We start from the raw sequence: 20513 nt of genomic DNA, 5'->3' as shown, positions 1-20513 counted from the left end.
CCCTCGTCACTTTTCCGTCTCCACCAGCCCCTTGACGAACAGGCGCTGCATGACGACGACGACGAACACCGGCGGCAGCATCGCGAGCACGGCGGTCGCCATGACGACCGGCCACTCCGTCAGCGCGTCGGTCGTCGTGATCATCTTGCGGATGCCGATCTGGATGGTCTGCATGTCGTCGCGCGTGGTGATCAGCAGCGGCCAGAGATATTGATTCCAGCCGAGGATGAACAGGATCACGAACAGCGCCGCCATGTTGGTGCGCGACAGCGGCAGCAGGGTGTCCCAGAAGAAGCGGAGCGGCCCGGCGCCGTCGATGCGGGACGCCTCCAGGAGCTCGTCCGGCACCGTCATGAAGAACTGGCGGAACAGCAGCGTGGCGGTGGCGGACGCGATCAGCGGCAGCGCGAGCCCCGCATAGCTGTCGAGCATGTGCAGGTCGGCGACGATCTTGTAGGTCGGATAGATGCGCACCTCGACCGGCAGCATGAGGGTGATGAAGATCAGCCAGAAGATCGGCATGCGGAACGGGAAGCGGAAGTAGACGACCGCATAGGCCGAGATGATAGAGATCGCGATCTTGCCGACGGCGATCAGCAGCGCCATGACCAGCGAGTTCAGCAGCATGGTCGCCACCGGCTCGCGGGTCGAGCCGCTCGTGCCGACGAAGATGGTCTGATAGTAGGTCGACAGGAAGTGCCCGCCCGGCAGCAGCGACATCTGCCCGTTGGCGATGACCGCATTGTCCTGCGTCGAGGCGACGAACGCGAGATACACCGGGAACGCCACGATCGCGATTCCGATCCACAGGATGGCGTGCGCGACGTAGCGTCGAATGCCTTCTTGCTCGACCATCAGTAGGTCACCTTGCGCTCGACGAAGCGGAACTGGATCGCCGTCAGCACGATGACGATGACCATCAGAACGACGGACTGTGCGGCCGACGAGCCGAGATTGCCGCCGAGCAGGCCGTCCGTGTAGACCTTGTAGACCAGCGTCTCGGTGGACTTGCCCGGGCCGCCACGGGTCATCGTGTCGATGATGCCGAACGTCTCGAAGAAGGCGTAGACGATGTTGATGACCAGCAGGAAAAAGATGGTCGGCGACAGCAGCGGGAAGGTCACGGTCCAGAACCGCCGCATCGGCCGCGCGCCGTCGATCGCGGCGGCCTCGAGCACGCTGCGGGGGATGCTCTGCAGCCCGGCGAGGAAGAACAGGAAGTTGTAGGAGATCTGCTTCCAGGCGGCAGCGAGGATGATCTGCAGCGCCGCCTGGTCGCCGTCGAGCAGCGGATTCCAGTCGATGCCCATCGCGCGCAGATAGCGCGAGATCACGCCGAGCGACGGGTGCAGCATGAAAATCCAGAGCACGCCCACCACCGGCGGCGCGACCGCGTAGGGCCAGATCAGCAGCGTCCGGTACAGCGTGACGCCGCGCAGCGGCTTGTCCGCCATGACCGCGAGCAGCAGCGCGACCGAGAGCGACGAGAGCGCGATGGCGAAGGAGAAGCCGAAGGTGCGGAGAATGGCTTGAAAATAGTCCGGCTGACTGAGCAGGTCGGCGTAGTTCTCGAACCAGACGAAGCTCGTGGACAGGCCGAACGCGTCCTGCAGCAGGAACGACTGGATGACGGCCTGGATCGCGGGCCAATAGAAGAAAATCAGCACGATCGCGAGCTGGGGAGCGACCAGCACGAACGGCAGCAGTTTTGATTGGAAGATGGCGTTCTTCTGCATGGTCGGTCGGCGAGCCGGCAGGCCGCGGGTGGCCTGCCGGCTCTTGGCCTCACTTCACGGCCGTCTTTTCGAACTGGCGCAGCATCTGGTTGCCGCGCTCGACCGCGGCGTCCAGCGCCTGCTTGGCGGTCTTCTTGCCGGCCAGAGCCTGCTCGATCTCCTCCGACCAGACGTCACGCAGTTGCACCATGTTGCCAAGACGCAGGCCGCGGGAATTCTCCGTCGGCTCCTTGTTGGTCAATTCGAGCAGCGGCGTCTCCAGGTAGGGCTGATCCTTGTAGAAGCCCTCGGCCTTGGCCTTCGCGTAGGCCGCCTTGGTGATCGGCAGATAGCCCGAGGCCTTGTGGATATAGACCTGACGATCGGTGTCCGAGAGGAAGGTCAGGAACTTCGCCACGCCCTTGTATTCGTCCGCGCTCTTGCCGCCCATCACCCAGAGCGAGGCGCCGCCGATGATCGAGTTCTGCGGTGCGCCCTTGGCGTCGGGATAATAGGGCATCGGCGCAGCGGTGAAGGCGAACTTGGCCTGCGCCTTGACGTTGCCGAAGAACGCCGACGAGGTCAGGTAGATCGGGCATTCGCCCGAGGTGAAGCGGCCCTCGCCGGTGTTGGTGCGGCCGGCATAGTCGTAGGTCTTGTCCTTCTGCAGCTCGACCAGGTTTTCGAGATGCTTCACCTGCAGCGGACCGTTGAACTCAAGGACGGTATCGAAGCCGTCGAGACCGTTCGCCTTGCTGGCGAGCGGCACGTTGTGCCAGGCGGAGAGCTGCTCGAGATTGACCCAGGTGACCCACGAGCCGGAGAAGCCGCAGGTCGGATGGCCGGCCGCCTTCAGCTTCTTGGCGGTCTCGAACAGCTCGGGCCAGGTCTTCGGGATCTCGGCGTTGACCTTCTTCAGCTCGTCGAGATTGACCCACATGACGGTGGACGAGGAGTTGAAGGGGAAGGAGAGCATTTCGCCCTTCGAGGTCGAATAGTAGCCGGTGATGGCCGGCAGGTAGCTCTTGGGATCGAACTTCTCGCTGGCGTCCTGCATCAGCTTGTAGACCGGCTTCACGGCGCCGGTGGCGGCCATCATCGTGGCGGTCCCGACCTCGAACACCTGCATGATATGCGGCGCATTGCCGGCGCGGAAGGCGGCAATGCCGGCATTCATCGTGTCGGCGTAGTTGCCCTTGTAGGTCGGAACGACCTTGTAGTCGGTCTGCGAGGTGTTGAAATCGTTGGCGAGCTTGACGATGACGTCATTGTTGGCGCCGGTCATCGCGTGCCACCACTGAATCTCCGTCACCGCATGTGCGGGTGCGGCGGCGCCAAGGACCAGCGTGGCTGCCGCAGCGGCGGCGGTCCAGAATTGTCGAAGTGACATTAAAAAATACCTCCCATGGAACGTCATCGGCGTCGCGGCCGTAGCAGCGCGAGATGACAGTTTTGTGAATGTATAACCGGTTGGACCGTCAGCGGAAAGCGCGTTCGTCGCGGCTTCGCGGCGGAATGCCGCGACTTGCGCGAGACAGCGCGGCGCCGGGGCGATGCCCCAGGCGACGCTAGCGTGGGGAGACGACAGGCTGATGGCGCTTCAGCGCTTGCGCTCGGCGCACACCGTGCCCTGGGACAGCAGGGCCTGGATCTCGTGCTCCGAATAGCCGAACTCGCTGAGCACCTCCTGCGCATGCTGGCTGAACTTCGGCGGCGTGGAGCGCAGGGTCGGCTTGGTGCGTTCGAGCCGGATCGGCGACGCGACGCCCTTGTACCAGTCCTTTTCGATGACATCGCCGCGGTAGATCGTGTGCGGATTGGTCAGCGCCTGGTCGATCTTCTGCACGGGTCCCGCCGGCAGGCCGGCCGCGAGCAGCCGGTCGCACAGCGGCTCCGCCTCGAATTGGCTGAAGACGGCGGCGAGCTCGCCGCGCAGCGCCTCGCGATTGGCGACGCGATCCTTGTTGCGGGCGAAGCGCGGATCGGTGCCGAGCTCCGGCCGGCCGATCTCCTTGGCGAGCTTGCGGAAGGTGCCGTCATTGCCGACGCCGATGAAGATATCGTCCGTCTTGGTCGGGAAGATCGCGTAGGGAACGAGGTTCGGATGCTCGTTGCCGGTCAGCGACGGCGGCTTGCCGTGCATGAAGTAGTTTGCGGTATGCGGATGCATGATCGCGAGGCCGGTCTCATACAGCGTGACCTCGAGGAACTGGCCGAGCCCAGAGCGCTGCCGTTCCGACAGCGCCATCAGGATGCCGATCGCGGCATAGAGTCCGGTGGTGATGTCGACCAGCGGCACGCCGATCCGCATCGGTCCGCTCTGCGACGAGCCGGTCGCGGCGATCATGCCGGTCATCGCCTGGATGATCGCGTCATAGCCGGGATTGCCGCCGCGCGGACCGTCTGCGCCGAAGCCGCAGATGCGGCAGTGCACCAGCTTCGGGAATGTCTCGCGCAGCGTGTCGCTGCCGATGCCCCACTTCTCCAAGGTGCCGGGCTTGAAGTTCTCGATCAGCACGTCGGCGGTCTCGAGCATCCGCATCAGCACGACGCGGCCACCCTCGGAAGCGAGATCGAGGCCGATCGAACGCTTGTTGCGGTTGATCCCGACGAAATAGGCAGCGTCCTCGTCGTGGAAGGGAGGGCCCCAGTCGCGGACCTCGTCGCCGGCCGGCGGTTCGACCTTGATCACGTCGGCGCCGTGATCGGCCAGGATCTGTGTGCAGTAGGGCCCGCCGAGCACGCGCGTCAGATCGATCACGCGCAGTCCGGCCATGGCGCCGGGAGCAAATTGGGGTGTCATCGGATGTCGCGAGGTTGGTTTCAGCTCGCGGCCATTAAGCATTGCTGCGGCGCTGGTGCAAACGCGGCTCGCCGAATGGCGCCGTCGCGAAAACGCGAGGCCTGCCCTGCGGCGGACGCGGGAAAACGCTGCCGCAGGGCGGAATTCAGCCTCAGACGACGGTCAGCTTGACATCGACATTTCCGCGCGTGGCGTTGGAATAGGGGCACACCTCGTGCGCCTTGGCGACCAGAGCCTCGGCGTCGGCCTTGGCGAGGCCGGGCAGCGACACCGCGAGCTCGACGGTGATGCCGAAGCCGCCTTCTGAACGCGGGCCGATGCCGACGGTCGAGGTCACCGACGTGTCGGCGGGAACCTTCGGGCCGCCCTGCGAGCCGACAAACTTCATCGCGCCGATGAAGCAGGCCGCATAGCCGGCCGCGAACAACTGCTCCGGATTGTTGCCGGCGCCACCGCCGCCGCCGAGCTCCTTCGGGGTGGAGAGCTTGACCTTGAGCGAGCCGTCGAGGGTCGCGGCTTCGCCGTCGCGGCCGCCGGTCGCCTTGGCGCTGGTCTTGTAGAGCACGTTCACGGACATGGGGTGTCTCCCGGGTTGGATGGACGAATTCAGTGGCACAATATTGCATACAATTGAATTGTGAACAATATAATTGTTCGGTAGAAAATTCGTGATCGGGGCGCCGGGCCCGTTGTCGACCCGAGGCGTGCGGCTCAAGATGCCGATAGGATCGACCTGTGGTGACCTCGATGCGAAAGAAGTCCGCGGCAGACCTGCCGCTCCAGCTCGGCAACCAGCTCTGCTTCGCCGTCTATTCGACCGCCCATGCCTTCAACCGGGTCTACAAGCCTTTGCTCGACCGTCTCGGCCTCACCTATCCGCAATATCTGGTGATGCTGGTGCTGTGGGAGCGCGACGGCCTGTCGGTGAAGGAGATCGGCGAGCGGCTATTCCTGGATTCCGGCACGCTGACGCCGCTGCTGAAGCGGATGGAGGCGCTGCATTTCATCAGGCGGACACGATCGGCCGAGGACGAGCGTCAGGTGATCGTCACCCTCACCGCCCAGGGCGCGGGACTACGCGACAAGGCAAGGTCGATCGTGCCGCCCGCGATCCTGGATGCGACGGGCTGCTCGCTCGCGGAACTGGCCGACCTGCACGGCAAGCTGGTGCGCCTGCGGGAGCATTTGAATGCGGCGGTGGAGGGGTGAGGAGCGGTCAGACTGGACCGAGCAGGCGCTTCTTTGAGAATGCCCGCCCAGAATGCGATTTCAGGTAGGTCTCGAACGCCAACGCGCGATGCTTGTCCGGAAAGGCGCAATACCAGACCAGCATCCACGGCATGAACTTGGACGTGTGAACTGACCGGCCAGCGTTGTGATCCTTCAGGCGCTGTCTGATGTCCGCTGTCGCGCCGACATATTCCTGCTTGGGGAAGGCGAGGCTGCGGATGATGTAGACGTACCACATGCGAAGGCACTCGCCGCGAAGGACTGCGGGCCGGCATTCTGCAATCGGGAAGGGGGGTTGTCATCCCGGCTGCCTGCGTACGAAATCAAGTCGCAAACCGTAGGCAGGCGTGACTCGAGAAAACACCAGCTGGAGAAGATGACGGGCCTCTCAAAGCCCGGCTTCGCCAAGGGGCTTCGCCGGGCACCACGCTTCGCCCTTCGGGCTCCGTCGTGGCTGCGCCACGCGTAGCCCGAAGGGCGAAGCGTGGTGGAGCCAGGCGGGATCGAACCGCCGACCTCTTGCATGCCATGCAAGCGCTCTCCCAGCTGAGCTATGGCCCCTGAACCGAGCCGGCGGTCTGGGTGACCGCCGGGGAGCACCGTGAACCACAGTTCGCGGCTGATCTCAAGTGTCTTCGACGATTATTCTTCGTCGCCGCCGACATCGCCGATGATGTCGGTCACGTCCTCGTCGCCTTCTTCCTCGTCGGCGATGAAGGTCGAGTCATCATCCTCGTCGTCGTCGAGGGTCTCATCGATCTCGATGTCGTCCTCGGTCTCAGGCACGACGGCCTTGACCTTGCCGGTGTTCTCCTCGGCATCGGCCTCCTCGAGCGACACCAACTCCTCGGCCTCGGCGGGCTCGACCACGTCGGCCGCCGCAGCGGCACGCGCAGCCTCGCCGCGCATCGCTCGGGTCGGAGCCACCGGCGCGATCGGCACGACCTCGCCGGTGTAGGGCGAGATCACCGGGTTCTTGTTGAGGTCATAGAACTTTTTGCCCGTCGTCGGGCAAATGCGTTTGGTTCCGAGCTCGGATTTGGCCACGTGCAGGCGTCCTGGCAATGTCTGAAAAGCGGTGTCTCACTTGGCTAGTTGCCGCGCCGCTGTCAATAGCGCTGTCAACGGGAAAATCACCGCTCGTGACGGAGGGCGGGGGCTGTGATACCTGCCGCGTCCGAAACACGAGGATCCTGCCGTGAGCACGTCAATCGCCCCGACTTCCCTGGAATCACGCGCCTCCGGGCCCCTCTCGGGCACGATTCGCGTGCCCGGCGACAAGTCGATCTCGCACCGGGCGCTGATCCTGGGGGCATTGTCGGTCGGCGAGACCCGAATTTCCGGCCTGCTCGAGGGCGAAGACGTCCTCAACACCGCCCAATCGATGCGGGCCCTGGGTGCGAAGGTCGAACGCACCGGCGACTTCGCGTGGACCGTCCGTGGCGTGGGGGTCGGCGGCTTCGCCCAGCCGAGCGCGCCGCTCGATTTCGGCAACTCCGGCACCGGCTGCCGGCTGGTGATGGGCGCCGTCGCCGGCTGCCCGATCTCGGCCGTTTTCGACGGCGATGCCTCGCTGCGCAGCCGCCCGATGCGGCGCATCCTCGACCCGCTGGTGCTGATGGGCGCCAAGGTCACCGCCATCGCCGAGGGCGGCAAGCTGCCGTTGACCCTGCAGGGGGCCAGCAACCCGGTCCCGATCGAATACCGCACCCCCGTCGCCTCGGCCCAGATCAAGTCGGCCGTGCTGCTGGCCGGCCTCGCCGCGCCCGGCGTCACCACGGTGATCGAGCAGGAGGCGAGCCGCGACCATACCGAGCTGATGCTGAAGCATTTCGGTGCCGAGATCGTGACCACGCCGGAAGGCACCCACGGCCGCCGCATCGCGCTGACCGGCCAGCCGGAGCTAACAGGCGCGCCGGTAATCGTGCCGGCTGATCCGTCGTCGGCTGCGTTCCCGCTGGTCGCCGCGCTGATCGTCGACGGCTCGGATCTCGTGCTGTCGGACGTGATGACCAACCCGCTGCGCACCGGCCTGTTCACGACTTTGCGCGAGATGGGCGCCTCGATCGAGGAGGACGACGTCCGCGGCGATGCCGGCGAGCCGATGGCCCGCCTGCGGGTGCGCGCTTCGAAGCTGCGCGGCGTCGTGGTGCCGCCGGAGCGTGCGCCGTCGATGATCGACGAATATCTCGTGCTGGCGGTCGCCGCCGCCTATGCCGAGGGCACGACCGTGATGCGCGGCCTGCATGAGCTGCGCGTCAAGGAATCCGACCGGCTTGAGGCCACCGCGGCCATGCTGCGTGTCAACGGCGTCAAGGTCGAGATCACCGGCGACGATCTGATCGTCGAGGGCAGGGGCCATGTGCCGGGCGGCGGGCTGGTTGCGACCCACATGGACCACCGCATCGCGATGTCCGCGCTGGTCATGGGCCTCGCGTCTGATAAGCCGGTCACGGTCGACGACACCGCCTTCATCGCCACCAGCTTCCCCGATTTCATCCCGCTGATGTGCAAGGCGGGCGCGGATTTCGCATGATCATCGCCATCGACGGCCCGGCTGCCTCGGGCAAGGGCACCATGGCCAAGCGTCTCGCGGCGCATTACGGCCTCAGGCACCTGGATACGGGCGTGATCTACCGGGCCGTCGCGCATGCGCTACTGACCGCCGGCACCGACCTCAAGGATGAGACCCGGGCGGCGGACGTCGCCATGACCCTGGATCCCTCGACCTTCGACAACCCGGCGCTCAGGTCGCACCAGGTCGGGTCCGCGGCCTCCGTGGTCTCGGCGTTGCCGAAAGTGCGCGAGGCGCTGGTGGCTTTCCAGCGTCAGTTCGCGAGCCAGCCGCCCGGCGCCGTGCTCGACGGCCGCGACATCGGAACCGTGATCTGCCCGGACGCCGAGGTGAAGATCTACGTCGTCGCCGATCCCCGCATCCGGGCGCATCGTCGCACCCTCGAGGCGCTTTCGCGTGGGGAACCGGCTGACGAGGCGGCCGTTCTGGCCGACATCCTGGCGCGTGACGAGCGCGACCAGAACCGCGCCGTCGCCCCCTTGAAACAAGCCCCGGATGCTGTCTTGCTTGACAACTCCCATTTGGATATAGAAGGCGGAGTCCGGGCCGCCATCGATATCGTCGAGGCCGTTCGAGCGGGCCGTCAGCGGGTTTGATTTCCGCCGGCGTCATTGGAGGAATGCCCGCTCCCGCCCTTGACCATCGATAGCTCGATTGCGGTTCAATCGAGTCCGATCATCCGGACGCACTTCATACGTATCGCATGTGCAGGCACTGCCGGCCCGCGTCGTTTGCGCTTATCGCGCATCACGCGGACGTCTGGGGATTTGTGGACCTCCAGGCACTGTCCATTCGATGCGCCGATCAACCCAAGCTGGCGAGAATGTCCGCATCTGGAGAACAAATGGCTTCGAGTACCTCTGCTTCTTCCTACAATCCCAGCCGCGATGATTTCGCCGCGATGCTGGACGAGTCCTTCACGAAGGGCAACCTGCAGGAAAGCTCTGTCGTCAAGGGCAAGGTTGTTGCGATCGAGAAGGACATGGCCGTCATCGACGTCGGCCTGAAGACCGAAGGCCGCGTGGCGCTGCGCGAATTCGCCGGGCCCGGCCGTGACAGTGAATTGAAGGTCGGCGACGAGGTCGAGGTGTTCCTCGACCGCATCGAGAACGCGCTCGGCGAAGCCGTGCTGTCGCGCGACAAGGCGCGCCGCGAAGAGAGCTGGGGCAAGCTCGAGAAGGCGTTCCAGAACAACGAAAAGGTCAACGGCGTCATCTTCAACCAGGTCAAGGGCGGCTTCACCGTCGATCTCGACGGCGCCGTGGCCTTCCTGCCGCGCTCGCAGGTCGACATCCGTCCGATCCGCGACGTCGCGCCGCTGATGAACAATTCGCAGCCGTTCCAGATCCTCAAGATGGACCGCCGCCGCGGCAACATCGTCGTGTCGCGCCGCACCGTGCTGGAAGAGACCCGCGCCGAGCAGCGCCAGGAGCTGGTGCAGAACCTCGAAGAGGGTCAGGTCATCGACGGCGTCGTCAAGAACATCACCGATTACGGTGCGTTCGTTGACCTCGGCGGCATCGACGGCCTGCTGCACGTCACCGACATCGCGTGGCGCCGCGTCAACCATCCGACCGAGGTGCTCAGCATCGGTCAGACGGTGAAGGTCAAGATCATCAAGATCAACCACGAGACGCACCGCATCTCGCTGGGCATGAAGCAGCTGCTCGACGATCCGTGGCAGGGCATCGAGGCGAAGTATCCGCTGCAGGCCCGCTTCCACGGCCGCGTCACCAACATCACCGACTACGGTGCGTTCGTCGAGCTCGAGCCGGGCATCGAAGGCCTGATCCACGTCTCCGAGATGTCGTGGACCAAGAAGAACATGCACCCCGGCAAGATCGTTTCGACCTCGCAGGAGGTCGAAGTGCAGGTGCTCGAGGTCGACAGCGTCAAGCGCCGCATCTCGCTCGGTCTCAAGCAGACGATGCGCAATCCGTGGGAGGTCTTCGTCGAGAAGCATCCGACCGGTTCGGTGGTCGAGGGCGAGGTCAAGAACAAGACCGAGTTCGGCCTGTTCCTGGGTCTCGAAGGCGACGTCGACGGCATGGTCCATCTGTCGGATCTCGACTGGAAGCAACCCGGCGAGCAGGTCATCGACAACTACAAGAAGGGCGACATGGTCAAGGCCGTGGTGCTCGACGTCGACGTGGAGAAGGAGCGCATCTCGCTCGGCATCAAGCAGCTCGAAGGCGATCCCTTCGCCGAGCCGGGCGATGTCAAGAAGGGCGCGGTCGTCACCTGCGAAGTGCTCGACGTCAAGGACGGCGGCATCGACGTCAAGATCACCGGCACCGACTTTACCACCTTCATCAAGCGCTCCGAGCTGGCGCGCGATCGCAACGACCAGCGCACCGAGCGGTTCGCCGTCGGTGAGAAGGTCGATGCCCGCGTGATCCAGTTCGACAAGAAGGCCCGCAAGGTGCAGGTGTCGATCAAGGCGTTGGAAGTCGCGGAAGAGAAGGAAGCCATCGCGCAGTACGGCTCGTCCGATTCGGGCGCCACGCTGGGCGACATCCTGGGCACCGCGCTCAAGAACCGCGACTCGAAGTAAGCCTTCGGTTCGCGTGATCAGATCAAAGCCCCGGCGAAAGCCGGGGCTTTTTTTGTTCCAGCGAAGCAGAGATACGCGCTCTGTTCCGGGCGGATCGGCCGTCCGGCCGCTTCGCCGCAAGCCTTCCTTTCTTCAAATTGCGCCGCGATTGATGTAATCGGATAACGAGATATTCAGGCTGCGGATGCAAAACGCGCCGAGACTTCCAGGAGCTGTCCATGTCGCTTGATTCGGATGTGATCGTCGATCGCCGCAGGCTGCGCCGCAAGCTGACGTTCTGGCGCGTCGTCGCCGTGCTGATTGCGATTGCGGCTCTTTCCGCCATCGGTCTGGCGATGTCGCCGCGCGGCCGCACCGCGCTCTCGACCTCTGGCTCGATCGCCCGCGTCAATATCGAGGGCCTGATCCGCAGCGACCATGAGCGCGTCGCGGCGCTGGAGCGGCTGGAGAACTCCTCGGCGGAAGCCGTCATCGTTCACATCAATTCGCCGGGCGGCACCACCGCCGGCTCCGAGCAGCTCTACGACTCGCTGGTGCGGCTGAAGGCGAAGAAGCCGCTGGTCGTCGTCGTGGAAGGCCTGGCGGCTTCCGGCGGCTATATCGGCGCGATCGCTGCCGATCACATCGTCGCGCAGCAGAGCTCGCTGGTCGGCTCGATCGGCGTGCTGTTCCAGTATCCGAATGTCGGCGAGCTGTTGAAGACGGTCGGCGTGAAGATCGAGGAGGTCAAATCCTCGCCGCTGAAGGCCGCCCCCAACGGCTATGAGCCGACCAGCCCGGAAGCGCGCGCGGCGCTCGACGCCCTGGTCAAGGATTCCTATGCCTGGTTCCGCGGACTGGTGAAGGACCGCCGCGCCATGAACGATGAGCAGTTGGAGAAGGTGGCCGATGGCCGCGTCTTCACCGGCAGGCAGGCGATCGAGCTGAAGCTCATCGACGAGCTCGGCGACGAGAAGGCCGCCGTCGCGTGGCTCGTCGCCAACAAGAACGTCAAGAAGGACCTTCCGGTGCGCGACTACAAGCTCACGCCGCGGTTCGGCGATCTGACCTTCCTGCGAACGGCGACCTCGATCGCGCTCGATGTCGTCGGCCTCTCCGGGATCGCCCGCCAGATCGAGCGCACCGGCGTGGTCCAGGCGGTCGATCGGATTGGTCTCGACGGCATGCTCGCGCTCTGGACGCCCGCGCCGGGCAATTGAACCCGCCAAGACCATCCTCAGGGCGATCTTCCCGTTTTGCGTGTGCCATGGCGAGGCCCCGTACCGGGCCTCGCAACCCGATTCATGGCCGCGATGAATGATTTAGCGTCTTGACAGTCCAGCATATTTTCACGGAAATGGGACTTGTCTCCCCGGGTACATTTTCTCGATGATCAAATCCGAGCTTGTTCAGCGTATCGCCGAGCACAACCCGCATCTCTACCAGCGGGATGTCGAGAACATCGTCAATGCGATCCTCGATGAGATCGTCGCGGCGCTCGCCCGCGGTGACCGCGTCGAGTTGCGCGGCTTCGGCGCCTTCTCGGTCAAGCATCGGCCGGCCCGCGCCGGGCGCAACCCACGGACCGGAGCTCATGTCCCGGTGGACCAGAAAAGCGTCCCGTTCTTCAAAACGGGCAAGGAAATGCGCGAGCGGCTGAACCGGGACAATCCCGCCGGCGCCGCGGCTGACGACGCCGACGATTGAAGCATCTCGCGCCGGCCGTGCTAATCGTCTGCGGCTGATTTCGAGGCGAATCCGGCCTGACTGACACGAGCGAGCGCATGCGAAAATTCTTCACTGTCGTGGTCGTCCTTCCGCTGCTGGTGCTGTTCGTCATCTTCGCGGTCGCCAATCGGCATTTCGTTACCGTATCGTTTGATCCCTTCAACGCGACTGATCCGGCGCTCTCGGCGTCGGTCCCGCTGTTCGCCTTGATCATCGCCGTCGCGATCCTGGGCGTGATCGCGGGTGGCTGTGCCACCTGGATCGGCCAGCGCCGCTGGCGGCGGGCCGCGCGCCGCCATCAGGCCGATGCCGAAGCGGCCCGCGCGCAGGTGGCGCAGTTGAGCGCCGCGGCACGTGCAAAACAGGGCTCTGCGCAATCCCTGGTTCCGGCAGCGCCGGCGCGCCTTTTCGCCCCTTATGGGCGAGACAAGCAGGGCGCCGCGTTGTAGAAGGCGCCAAAGCTCGGCGGCCTTCGAAGCCGCGGGCTTCTGGTGATCCTTTCCGCCCGGACGTGCGTTGTTCATCGATGTCCCTGATCGTCAAAATCTGCGGCCTGACCACGCCCGACACCCTCGCTGCGGCGCTCGACGCGGGCGCCGACATGGTGGGCTTCGTGTTCTTTCCGCCGTCCCCACGCCATGTCGGTCTGACGGCCGCGCGTGAGCTGGGTCGTGACGTCAGGGGCCGCGCGCTCAAGGTGGCGCTGACCGTCGATGCCGACGACACGACTGTCGAGAACATCGTCGAGACCCTGCACCCCGATCTCCTGCAGCTGCACGGACGTGAAAGCGTCGCGCGCATCCGTGACCTCAAGCAGCGCTTCGGCCTGCCCGTCATGAAGGCCATCCCGGTCGCGACCGCCGCCGATCTCGTGCCGCTGGCGGGCTATGCCGATGTGTGCGATCGCATCCTGTTCGATGCGCGGGCGCCCAAGGATGCGACCCGCCCCGGCGGCCTCGGTGCCACCTTCGATTGGCGTCTGCTACAGGGCCTGAAGCTCGATCGCCCGTTCATGGTCTCTGGCGGCCTGAGCGTCGACAACGTCGCCGAGGCCGTGCGGATCACCTGCGCGGGCGGCGTCGACGTGTCATCGGGCGTCGAGCGGGCGCCGGGTGTGAAGGATTGCGACATGATCCGGGATTTCATTCGCGCGGCGCGGGCCGCTGAAGAGTTGAGCGTTCAATGACGACAGCCATTCCCAATTCCTACCGCAGCGGTCCGGACGACCGCGGTCACTTCGGCATTTTCGGCGGCCGCTTCGTCGCCGAAACCCTGATGCCGCTGATCCTCGATCTGGAAAAGGCCTATGCGGAGGCCAAGGCCGATCCCGCGTTTCATGCCGAGATGAACGGCTATCTGAAGAACTACGTGGGCCGGCCCTCGCCGCTGTACTACGCAGAGCGCCTGACCGAGCATCTCGGCGGCGCCAAGATCTACTTCAAGCGCGAGGAGCTCAATCACACCGGCTCGCACAAGGTCAACAACGTGCTCGGCCAGATCATGGTCGCGCGCCGCATGGGCAAGAAGCGCATCATCGCCGAGACCGGCGCCGGCCAGCACGGCGTGGCGACGGCGACGCTGTGCGCGCGCTTCGGTCTCGATTGCGTCGTCTACATGGGCGCGGTCGACGTCGAGCGGCAGCAGCCCAACGTGATCCGCATGGAGATGCTCGGCGCCAAAGTGGTGCCGGTGCAGTCCGGTGCGAAGACCCTGAAGGACGCGATGAACGAGGCGCTGCGTGACTGGGTCACCAACGTCCACGACACGTTTTATTGCATCGGTACCGTCGCCGGCCCGCACCCCTATCCGATGATGGTGCGCGATTTCCAGTCGGTGATCGGCAACGAGACGCGCACGCAGATGCAGGAGGCCGAGGGCCGGCTGCCGGACTCGCTGATTGCCTGCATCGGCGGCGGCTCCAATGCGATGGGCCTGTTCCATCCGTTCCTCGATGATCCCTCGGTCGAGATCTATGGCGTCGAAGCGGCGGGCCATGGCCTGACGCATCTGCACGCCGCCTCGATCGCCGGCGGCCGCCCCGGTGTGCTGCACGGCAACCGAACCTATCTGCTGATGGACGAGGACGGGCAGATCGAGGAGGCGCATTCGATCTCGGCCGGTCTTGATTACCCCGGCATCGGCCCAGAGCATTCCTGGCTGCACGACGTCGGCCGCGTGAACTATTTGTCGGCGACCGACGAGGAGGCGCTTGCGGCGTTCCAGTTGCTGTCGCGGCTCGAGGGCATCATTCCCGCGCTGGAGCCGGCGCACGCGATCGCCAAGGTGATGGAGCTCGCGCCGAAGAAGCCCAGGGACCATCTGATGGTGGTCAACATGTCCGGCCGCGGCGACAAGGACGTGCCGCAGGTCGGCGATATCCTGCGAGGAAAGGCGAAGGCATCGTGACCAGCCGGATGGATGCGCGCTTCGCGCAGTTGAAGCAGGAAGGCCGCTCGGCGTTCGTCACCTTCGTCATGGGTGGTGATCCCGACCCCGAGACGTCGCTCGCCATCGTCAAGGCGCTGCCGCAGGCGGGCGCCGATATCATCGAGATCGGCATGCCGTTCACCGATCCGATGGCCGATGGTCCGTCGATCCAGGCGGCGGGTCTGCGCGCGCTCAAGGCGGGGATGACCCTGAGGAAGACGCTGCGACTGGTGCGCAGCTTCCGCGAGAGCGATGCTGACACGCCGATCGTGCTGATGGGCTACTACAACCCGATCTACATCTACGGCGTCGACAAGTTCCTCGATGATGCGAAGAGCGCCGGCGTCGACGGCCTGATCATCGTCGACCTGCCGCCGGAGGAGGACACCGAGCTGTGCATCCCGGCGCTGAAGGCCGGGCTCAACTTCATCCGGCTGGCGACGCCGACGACCGATGACAAGCGGCTGCCCGCCGTGCTCGCGAACACCTCCGGCTTCGTCTACTACGTCTCGATCACCGGCATTACGGGTGCGGCGGCGGCGGATTCGTCCGCTGTTGGAGCCGCCGTGGCCCGGATCAAGCGGCATACGGAGCTGCCCGTCTGCGTCGGCTTCGGCATCCGGACACCAGAGACGGCCCGCGCCATCGCCGCCAATGCCGATGGCGCCGTGGTCGGCACCGCCCTGGTCGATGCGCTCCGCGCCAGCCTCGATGCCGAGGGACGCGCGACTGCCAAGACCGTGAGCGCCGTTGCCGATCTGGCCGCTGCGCTGGCAAGGGGCGTGCACGGGGCGCAACAGGCCGCGGAATAGGCCGTCAACCACTATTCGACCAGGCGTCGCGGCCGTCTTGCCGTGACCCCGCCGTCCCGCCATATATCCGGGCGACCGCAACACGGAGCGACACATGAACTGGCTTACCAACGTGGTCCGGCCGAAGATCCGCAACATCCTGCGCCGCGAGACGCCGGAGAACCTCTGGATCAAGTGCCCGGATTCCGGACAGCTCGTGTTCTATAAGGACGTCGAGGCCAACCAGTTCGTCATTCCCGGCTCCAACTACCACATGCGCATGGGCGCGGTGGCGCGGCTGAAGTCGATGTTCGACAACGAGACCTGGTTCGACGTCGCCCTGCCCGAGGTGACGCCAGATCCACTGAAATTCCGTGACGAACGCCGCTATGCCGACCGCATCAAGGATGCCCGGGCGCGGACCGGCATGAACGATGCGGTCAAGGTCGGCTTCGGCAAGCTCGAAGGCATGGGCGTTGTCATCGCCGTGCAGGATTTCGATTTCATGGGCGGCTCGCTCGGCATGGCCGCGGGCGAAGCGATCGTGCGTGGCCTCGAACTCGCGGTCGAGAAGAAGTCGCCGTTCATCGTGTTCGCGGCCTCCGGTGGTGCGCGCATGCAGGAAGGCATCCTGTCCTTGATGCAGATGCCGCGCACGACGGTGGCCGTACAGATGCTGCGCGAGGCCAAGCTGCCCTACATCGTCGTGCAGACCAATCCGACCACCGGCGGCGTCACCGCGTCCTACGCGATGCTCGGCGACGTCCACATCGCCGAGCCCGGCGCGCTGATCGGGTTCGCCGGCGCCCGGGTGATCGAGCAGACCATTCGCGAGAAGCTGCCCGAAGGTTTCCAGCGCGCTGAATACCTCCTGGACCACGGCATGGTCGACATGGTCGTGCATCGTCATGACCTGCGCCCGACCCTGGCGCGGCTGTGTCGCCTGCTGACCAAGGCGCCGGCTGTCGAACACGCCAAGCCCGCGCCGCAGCTGCCGCCGCCCGCGAAGGCCGTTGAGGCGGCGGATGCGCCGGCGGTCGCGCCGACCGCGTGAACGATCTCGCCAAGTCACCGCCCTCGCTCGACGAGTTGATCGCGCGGCTGTCCGTGCTGCATCCGAGCAAGATTTCGCTCGGGCTCGAACGCATGCACCGGCTGCTCGGCCAGCTCGGTCATCCCGAGCGCAAGCTGCCGCCGGTGATCCACGTCGCCGGCACCAACGGCAAGGGCTCCACTGTCGCCTATCTCCGTGCCATGCTCGAAGCGGCGGGCCTGCGCGTCCACGTCTTCACCTCGCCCTGGCTGGTGCGCATCAACGAGAGCTATCGGCTCGGCAAGGTCGGCGGCGGCGTCCTCGTCGACGACGAGGAGCTGATCTCCGCGCTGCTGGAATGCGAGCGTGTCAATGCGGGCGCGCCGATCACCTTCTTCGAGGTCAAGACCGTCGCGGCGTTCGTGCTGTTCGCGAAGCATCCGGCCGATGTCGTGCTGCTCGAGGTCGGCCTCGGTGGCCGGCTCGATTCCACCAATGTGCTCGAGCAGGTCGCAGCGTCGGTGCTGACCCCGATCGGCATGGACCACATGGAATTTCTCGGCGACACCCGCGCGCTGATCGCGGCCGAGAAGGCCGCCATCATCAAGCGCGGCTGTCCGGTGATCTCGGCCGCGCAGGAGCCCGATGCCATGGCCGTGATCGAGCGTGAGGCCAGGCGCCAGCGCGCGCCGTTGTTTGCCGCCGGCGAGAGCTGGCACGTCGGTGTCGAGCGCAACCGGCTCGTCTATCAGGACGACCGTGGTCTTCTTGATCTTCCGGCGCCAAAACTGTTCGGCCGGCATCAGTTCGACAATGCGGGCCTCGCGATCGCGACCTTGCGCGCGGTCGATCAGTTCAAGCTCACCACCAAGGCGTTCGAGGACGGCATCGTCGGCGCTGAATGGCCGGCGCGCATGCAGCGGCTGTCGAGCGGTGCGCTCACCGCCATCGCCCCGCAGGGCGCGGAGATCTGGCTCGATGGCGGCCACAACGCGGACGGCGGCCGCGTCGTTGCGGCGGCGATCGGCGACCTCGAGGAACGCGTGTCGCGGCAGTTCGTCGTGATCGTCGGGATGATGGGCAATAAGGATGCGGCGGCGTTCCTCGCCAATTTCGCGGGCCTGACGCGGCACATCATCGTCGTGCCGATACCCAATGAGAGCAAGGCGATGGCGCCGGCTGATCTGGCCGCCGCCGCGCGCACGCTCGGCATGCGCGTCGAGATCGCCGATGGCGTCGCGTCCGCGCTCGCCAGCATCGCGCGGCTTGCCTATGAGGTCCCGCCGCGTATCCTGATCACGGGGTCGCTCTATCTCGCAGGGCACGTGCTCGACCTCAACGGCACGCCGCCGACCTGAGGGGAATAGCGCATGCGCTTTGCCGCGATCGCAGACGTCCACGGCAACCATCTCGCGCTCGAAGCCGTGCTGGCCGACATCCGGGCGCAAGGCGTGACTGATATCGTCAACCTCGGCGACATGGCCAGTGGTCCGCTCGACGCGCGCAAGACAATGGACTTGCTGATGCCGCTCGAGGCGATGCATGTGCGCGGCAATCATGACCGCTGGCTGATCGATCGGCCGCCGGAGAAGATGGGGGCTTGGGAGCGACCCGCCTACGCCCAGCTCGAAGCTGATCATCTCGACTGGCTGCGCGCGATCCCGGCAACCGCCGTCTATCGGGACCAGGCCTTCCTTTGTCACGCGACGCCCGACGACGATAACGTCTACTGGCTCGAGAGCGTCGCTCAGGACGGTGCGATCACTTGCGCGCCGCTCGATGCGATCGAGAAACTTGCCGCTGATATCTCGCAGCCGCTGATCCTGTGCGGCCATACGCACACGGCCCGCGCGGTGCGCCTGCGCGACGGGCGGCTGATCGTCAATCCGGGCAGCGTCGGCAGTCCCGGCTATTCCTACGACGTGCCGCATCCGCATGTCGTCGAAGCGGGCACGCCCGATGCGCGCTACGCGATCCTGGAGCAGCGGTCGGCCGGCTGGAGCGTGACCTTCCGCCACGTGCCCTATGATCACCAGGCCATGGCCGCGCTCGCGCGCGCCAATGGCGACGGCGAATTCGCCGCTGCGCTCGCGACCGGCTGGATCCGCTGACCTCACGCGAGCAGCTTCAAGGGATCAGCAACCTTCTGCTTGAGCTGCTCGAAGGTGCATTGCTTCGGCGCCTTGTCGGGGCGCCAGCGCAGGATCGAGGTGCCGTGGCGAAAGCGCTCGCCGGAGAAATGGTCGTAGCAGACCTCGATCACCAGCTTCGGCTTCAGCGGACACCATTCCGCCGAGCGCTCGGTCGACCACCGGCTCGGCCCGCCCGGCGCATTGCCGGTGAAGCCGGGCGGCGAGATCAGCGGCTCGAGCTTGTCGGTCAGCGCGGGCTTCTCCTCCTTCTTGAGCGCGGAGGTGAAGCCGACGTGGTGCAGCAGGCCGTCATCGTCGTAGAGCCCGAGCAGCAGCGAGCCGACCAGCTTGCGCCCGTTGGCGCCCTTGTTGGTGGCGTAACGGAAGCCGCCGATCACGCAGTCGGCTGAGCGGTAGCGCTTGATCTTCTGCATGCCCTCGCGGTTGCCGGCCTGGTAGGGCAGGTCGAGGCGCTTGGCGATCACGCCATCCGAGCCGCCGCCGGACTGCGCCAGCCAGCTTTGCGCGGTCGCGAAGCGCGTCGTCGCCCGCGACAGCCGGAAACTCGGATGCCCGGCGAAGTTCGCCTTCGCGAACGCTTCCAGCGCCGGCCGCCGCTCGTGCAGCGTGTGCGTCACTAGCTCCTTCTTGCCACTCGCCAGCAGATCGAAGGCCAGGAACAGCGCCGGCGTCTCCACCGATAGCTTCTTCACCCGGCTAGCGGCGGGATGAATCCGCTGCAGCAATGCATCGAACGAGAACGACTTCGCCTGCGGCACCACCAGCTCGCCGTCGAGGATGAAGCTCGTCGCCTCGAGCTCGCGCGCCGCAGCGACGACCTCGGGGAAGTAGCGCGTGAGGTCCTCGCCGGCCTTCGACTGCATCGTCACCGTTGCGCCGTCGCGCGTCAGCAGGCAACGGAAGCCGTCCCATTTCGGCTCGTATTGCCAGTCCTCGCCGCGCGGGATTGCATCCACCGAGCGCGCCTCCATGGCCAGCAGGCCGGATTTGCGGGACGGCGAGCGATGGGCGCGGGCGGGCATGACGACATCCGAAACGCTGACTCACACCCATCAACGCGAACGGCCGGCGATTCCGCCGGCCGCTCGACAAAAATCATGGTTCTCGACGCGTCACACCGCCGACGAGATCCACTGCTGCAGCTTCGCCTTCGGCGCGGCGCCGACCTGGCGCGAGGCCATCTCGCCGCCCTTGAACACCATCAGGGTCGGGATCGACATCACGCCGTACTTCGAGGCCGTCTTCGGGCTCTCGTCGACGTTCAGCTTCACGATCTTGACCTTGTCGCCCATCGCGCTCGAGATCTCGTCGAGGGCCGGTGCAATCATGCGGCACGGGCCGCACCACTCGGCCCAGAAGTCGACCACGACCGGACCGTCGGCCTTGAGCACTTCGCTTTCGAAATCGGCGTCGGAAACCTTGCCAACGGCCATGGGATTACCTCGTTCGGTTGGAGGGAGCGGCGCGGACGCGCCGCCTCAGCGTGGGTGTCAAAGTAGGAATGGCGTGATGCCGGGTCAAGCGG

22 protein-coding genes and 1 tRNA gene are annotated in these 20513 nt (G+C 65.6%); 13 read left to right on the top strand and 10 right to left on the bottom strand.

The genetic code is table 11. The features are described from left to right. Positions 1 to 6 precede the first annotated feature (6 nt). From ugpE to QX132_RS12575, 5 genes are all read right to left on the bottom strand, one after another. On the bottom strand, positions 7 to 855 hold the full coding sequence (gene ugpE, locus QX132_RS12595) for a sn-glycerol-3-phosphate ABC transporter permease UgpE (RefSeq protein ID WP_315758163.1): 849 nt from the start codon (positions 853 to 855) through the stop codon (positions 7 to 9). Next, a complete protein-coding gene (gene ugpA / locus QX132_RS12590) occupies positions 855 to 1736 on the bottom strand; it encodes a sn-glycerol-3-phosphate ABC transporter permease UgpA (protein WP_315741244.1) in 882 nt (293 codons plus the stop codon). The genes ugpE and ugpA overlap by 1 nt, the downstream gene beginning before the upstream one ends. A gap of 49 nt (positions 1737 to 1785) precedes the next feature. Next, complete coding sequence (gene ugpB / locus QX132_RS12585; RefSeq protein WP_315758162.1) at positions 1786 to 3105, bottom strand: sn-glycerol-3-phosphate ABC transporter substrate-binding protein UgpB; 1320 nt, start codon at positions 3103 to 3105, stop codon at positions 1786 to 1788. Positions 3106 to 3315: 210 nt separating this feature from the next. Then, a complete protein-coding gene (locus tag QX132_RS12580) occupies positions 3316 to 4518 on the bottom strand; it encodes a CaiB/BaiF CoA-transferase family protein (RefSeq protein ID WP_316161336.1) in 1203 nt (400 codons plus the stop codon). Between the two features lie 151 nt (positions 4519 to 4669). Beyond that, positions 4670 to 5095, bottom strand: a complete 426-nt coding sequence (locus QX132_RS12575; RefSeq protein ID WP_315741241.1) for an organic hydroperoxide resistance protein — start codon at positions 5093 to 5095, stop codon at positions 4670 to 4672. Between the two features lie 170 nt (positions 5096 to 5265). Here QX132_RS12575 and QX132_RS12570 point away from each other — a divergent pair, with 170 nt between their 5' ends. Continuing rightward, a complete protein-coding gene (locus QX132_RS12570) occupies positions 5266 to 5727 on the top strand; it encodes a MarR family transcriptional regulator (protein WP_315741240.1) in 462 nt (153 codons plus the stop codon). A 7-nt stretch (positions 5728 to 5734) separates the two neighbouring features. Here QX132_RS12570 and QX132_RS12565 read toward each other — a convergent pair whose 3' ends face one another. The 3 genes from QX132_RS12565 to QX132_RS12555 all read right to left on the bottom strand — a co-directional run bounded on the left by QX132_RS12565 (position 5735) and on the right by QX132_RS12555 (position 6795). Then, positions 5735 to 5986, bottom strand: coding sequence for a GIY-YIG nuclease family protein (locus tag QX132_RS12565; RefSeq protein ID WP_316161333.1), 252 nt, complete (start codon positions 5984 to 5986; stop codon positions 5735 to 5737). 247 nt (positions 5987 to 6233) lie between these two features. Further along, positions 6234 to 6309 (bottom strand) — tRNA-Ala (locus tag QX132_RS12560). A gap of 81 nt (positions 6310 to 6390) precedes the next feature. Beyond that, entirely contained in the window at positions 6391 to 6795 is a 405-nt protein-coding gene (locus QX132_RS12555) for a TIGR02300 family protein (protein WP_315741238.1), read from the bottom strand. A gap of 151 nt (positions 6796 to 6946) precedes the next feature. Between QX132_RS12555 and aroA the strand changes: the two genes are divergently transcribed. From aroA to QX132_RS12495, 12 genes are all read left to right on the top strand, one after another. After that, on the top strand, positions 6947 to 8284 hold the full coding sequence (aroA, locus tag QX132_RS12550) for a 3-phosphoshikimate 1-carboxyvinyltransferase (protein WP_315798614.1): 1338 nt from the start codon (positions 6947 to 6949) through the stop codon (positions 8282 to 8284). After that, positions 8281 to 8919: a (d)CMP kinase gene (cmk, locus tag QX132_RS12545; protein WP_316161331.1), complete on the top strand. Its 639-nt coding sequence runs from the start codon at positions 8281 to 8283 to the stop codon at positions 8917 to 8919. Before aroA ends, cmk begins: the two co-directional genes overlap by 4 nt. A gap of 248 nt (positions 8920 to 9167) precedes the next feature. Then, a complete protein-coding gene (gene rpsA, locus QX132_RS12540) occupies positions 9168 to 10877 on the top strand; it encodes a 30S ribosomal protein S1 (protein WP_315741235.1) in 1710 nt (569 codons plus the stop codon). 218 nt (positions 10878 to 11095) lie between these two features. Next, the gene (gene sppA / locus QX132_RS12535; protein ID WP_316161329.1) at positions 11096 to 12076 is read left to right on the top strand and encodes a signal peptide peptidase SppA; all 981 of its coding nucleotides are present in this window, start codon (positions 11096 to 11098) and stop codon (positions 12074 to 12076) included. A gap of 169 nt (positions 12077 to 12245) precedes the next feature. Then, the gene (locus QX132_RS12530) at positions 12246 to 12563 is read left to right on the top strand and encodes an integration host factor subunit beta (RefSeq protein WP_315716888.1); all 318 of its coding nucleotides are present in this window, start codon (positions 12246 to 12248) and stop codon (positions 12561 to 12563) included. Between the two features lie 77 nt (positions 12564 to 12640). Continuing rightward, on the top strand, positions 12641 to 13033 hold the full coding sequence (locus tag QX132_RS12525) for a lipopolysaccharide assembly protein LapA domain-containing protein (RefSeq protein WP_315750462.1): 393 nt from the start codon (positions 12641 to 12643) through the stop codon (positions 13031 to 13033). 77 nt (positions 13034 to 13110) lie between these two features. After that, complete coding sequence (locus QX132_RS12520; RefSeq protein WP_315778429.1) at positions 13111 to 13770, top strand: phosphoribosylanthranilate isomerase; 660 nt, start codon at positions 13111 to 13113, stop codon at positions 13768 to 13770. Then, a complete protein-coding gene (gene trpB, locus QX132_RS12515; RefSeq protein ID WP_316161327.1) occupies positions 13767 to 14990 on the top strand; it encodes a tryptophan synthase subunit beta in 1224 nt (407 codons plus the stop codon). Before QX132_RS12520 ends, trpB begins: the two co-directional genes overlap by 4 nt. Continuing rightward, entirely contained in the window at positions 14987 to 15823 is an 837-nt protein-coding gene (gene trpA, locus QX132_RS12510) for a tryptophan synthase subunit alpha (protein ID WP_316161326.1), read from the top strand. Before trpB ends, trpA begins: the two co-directional genes overlap by 4 nt. A 94-nt stretch (positions 15824 to 15917) precedes the next feature. Next, on the top strand, positions 15918 to 16856 hold the full coding sequence (accD, locus tag QX132_RS12505; RefSeq protein ID WP_315741229.1) for an acetyl-CoA carboxylase, carboxyltransferase subunit beta: 939 nt from the start codon (positions 15918 to 15920) through the stop codon (positions 16854 to 16856). Next, positions 16853 to 18193 (top strand): folylpolyglutamate synthase/dihydrofolate synthase family protein, encoded by a 1341-nt coding sequence (locus tag QX132_RS12500; protein ID WP_316161325.1) that lies wholly within the window; start codon positions 16853 to 16855, stop codon positions 18191 to 18193. The genes accD and QX132_RS12500 overlap by 4 nt, the downstream gene beginning before the upstream one ends. A gap of 12 nt (positions 18194 to 18205) precedes the next feature. After that, the gene (locus QX132_RS12495) at positions 18206 to 18946 is read left to right on the top strand and encodes a metallophosphoesterase family protein (RefSeq protein WP_315784858.1); all 741 of its coding nucleotides are present in this window, start codon (positions 18206 to 18208) and stop codon (positions 18944 to 18946) included. Between the two features lie 2 nt (positions 18947 to 18948). Here the strand turns inward: QX132_RS12495 and QX132_RS12490 are convergent, their stop codons facing one another. Next, on the bottom strand, positions 18949 to 19959 hold the full coding sequence (locus tag QX132_RS12490; protein ID WP_316161362.1) for an ATP-dependent DNA ligase: 1011 nt from the start codon (positions 19957 to 19959) through the stop codon (positions 18949 to 18951). A 141-nt stretch (positions 19960 to 20100) separates the two neighbouring features. Next, a complete protein-coding gene (gene trxA, locus QX132_RS12485; protein ID WP_015663255.1) occupies positions 20101 to 20421 on the bottom strand; it encodes a thioredoxin in 321 nt (106 codons plus the stop codon). Positions 20422 to 20513: the final 92 nt, after the last annotated feature.

Origin of the sequence: Bradyrhizobium sp. SZCCHNRI20481, from assembly GCF_032485055.1 — a bacterium.
GTDB lineage: Bacteria > Pseudomonadota > Alphaproteobacteria > Rhizobiales > Xanthobacteraceae > Bradyrhizobium.
The sequence above is the reverse complement of the archived record's forward strand: the minus strand, read 5'-3'. Positions and strand labels throughout refer to the sequence as shown.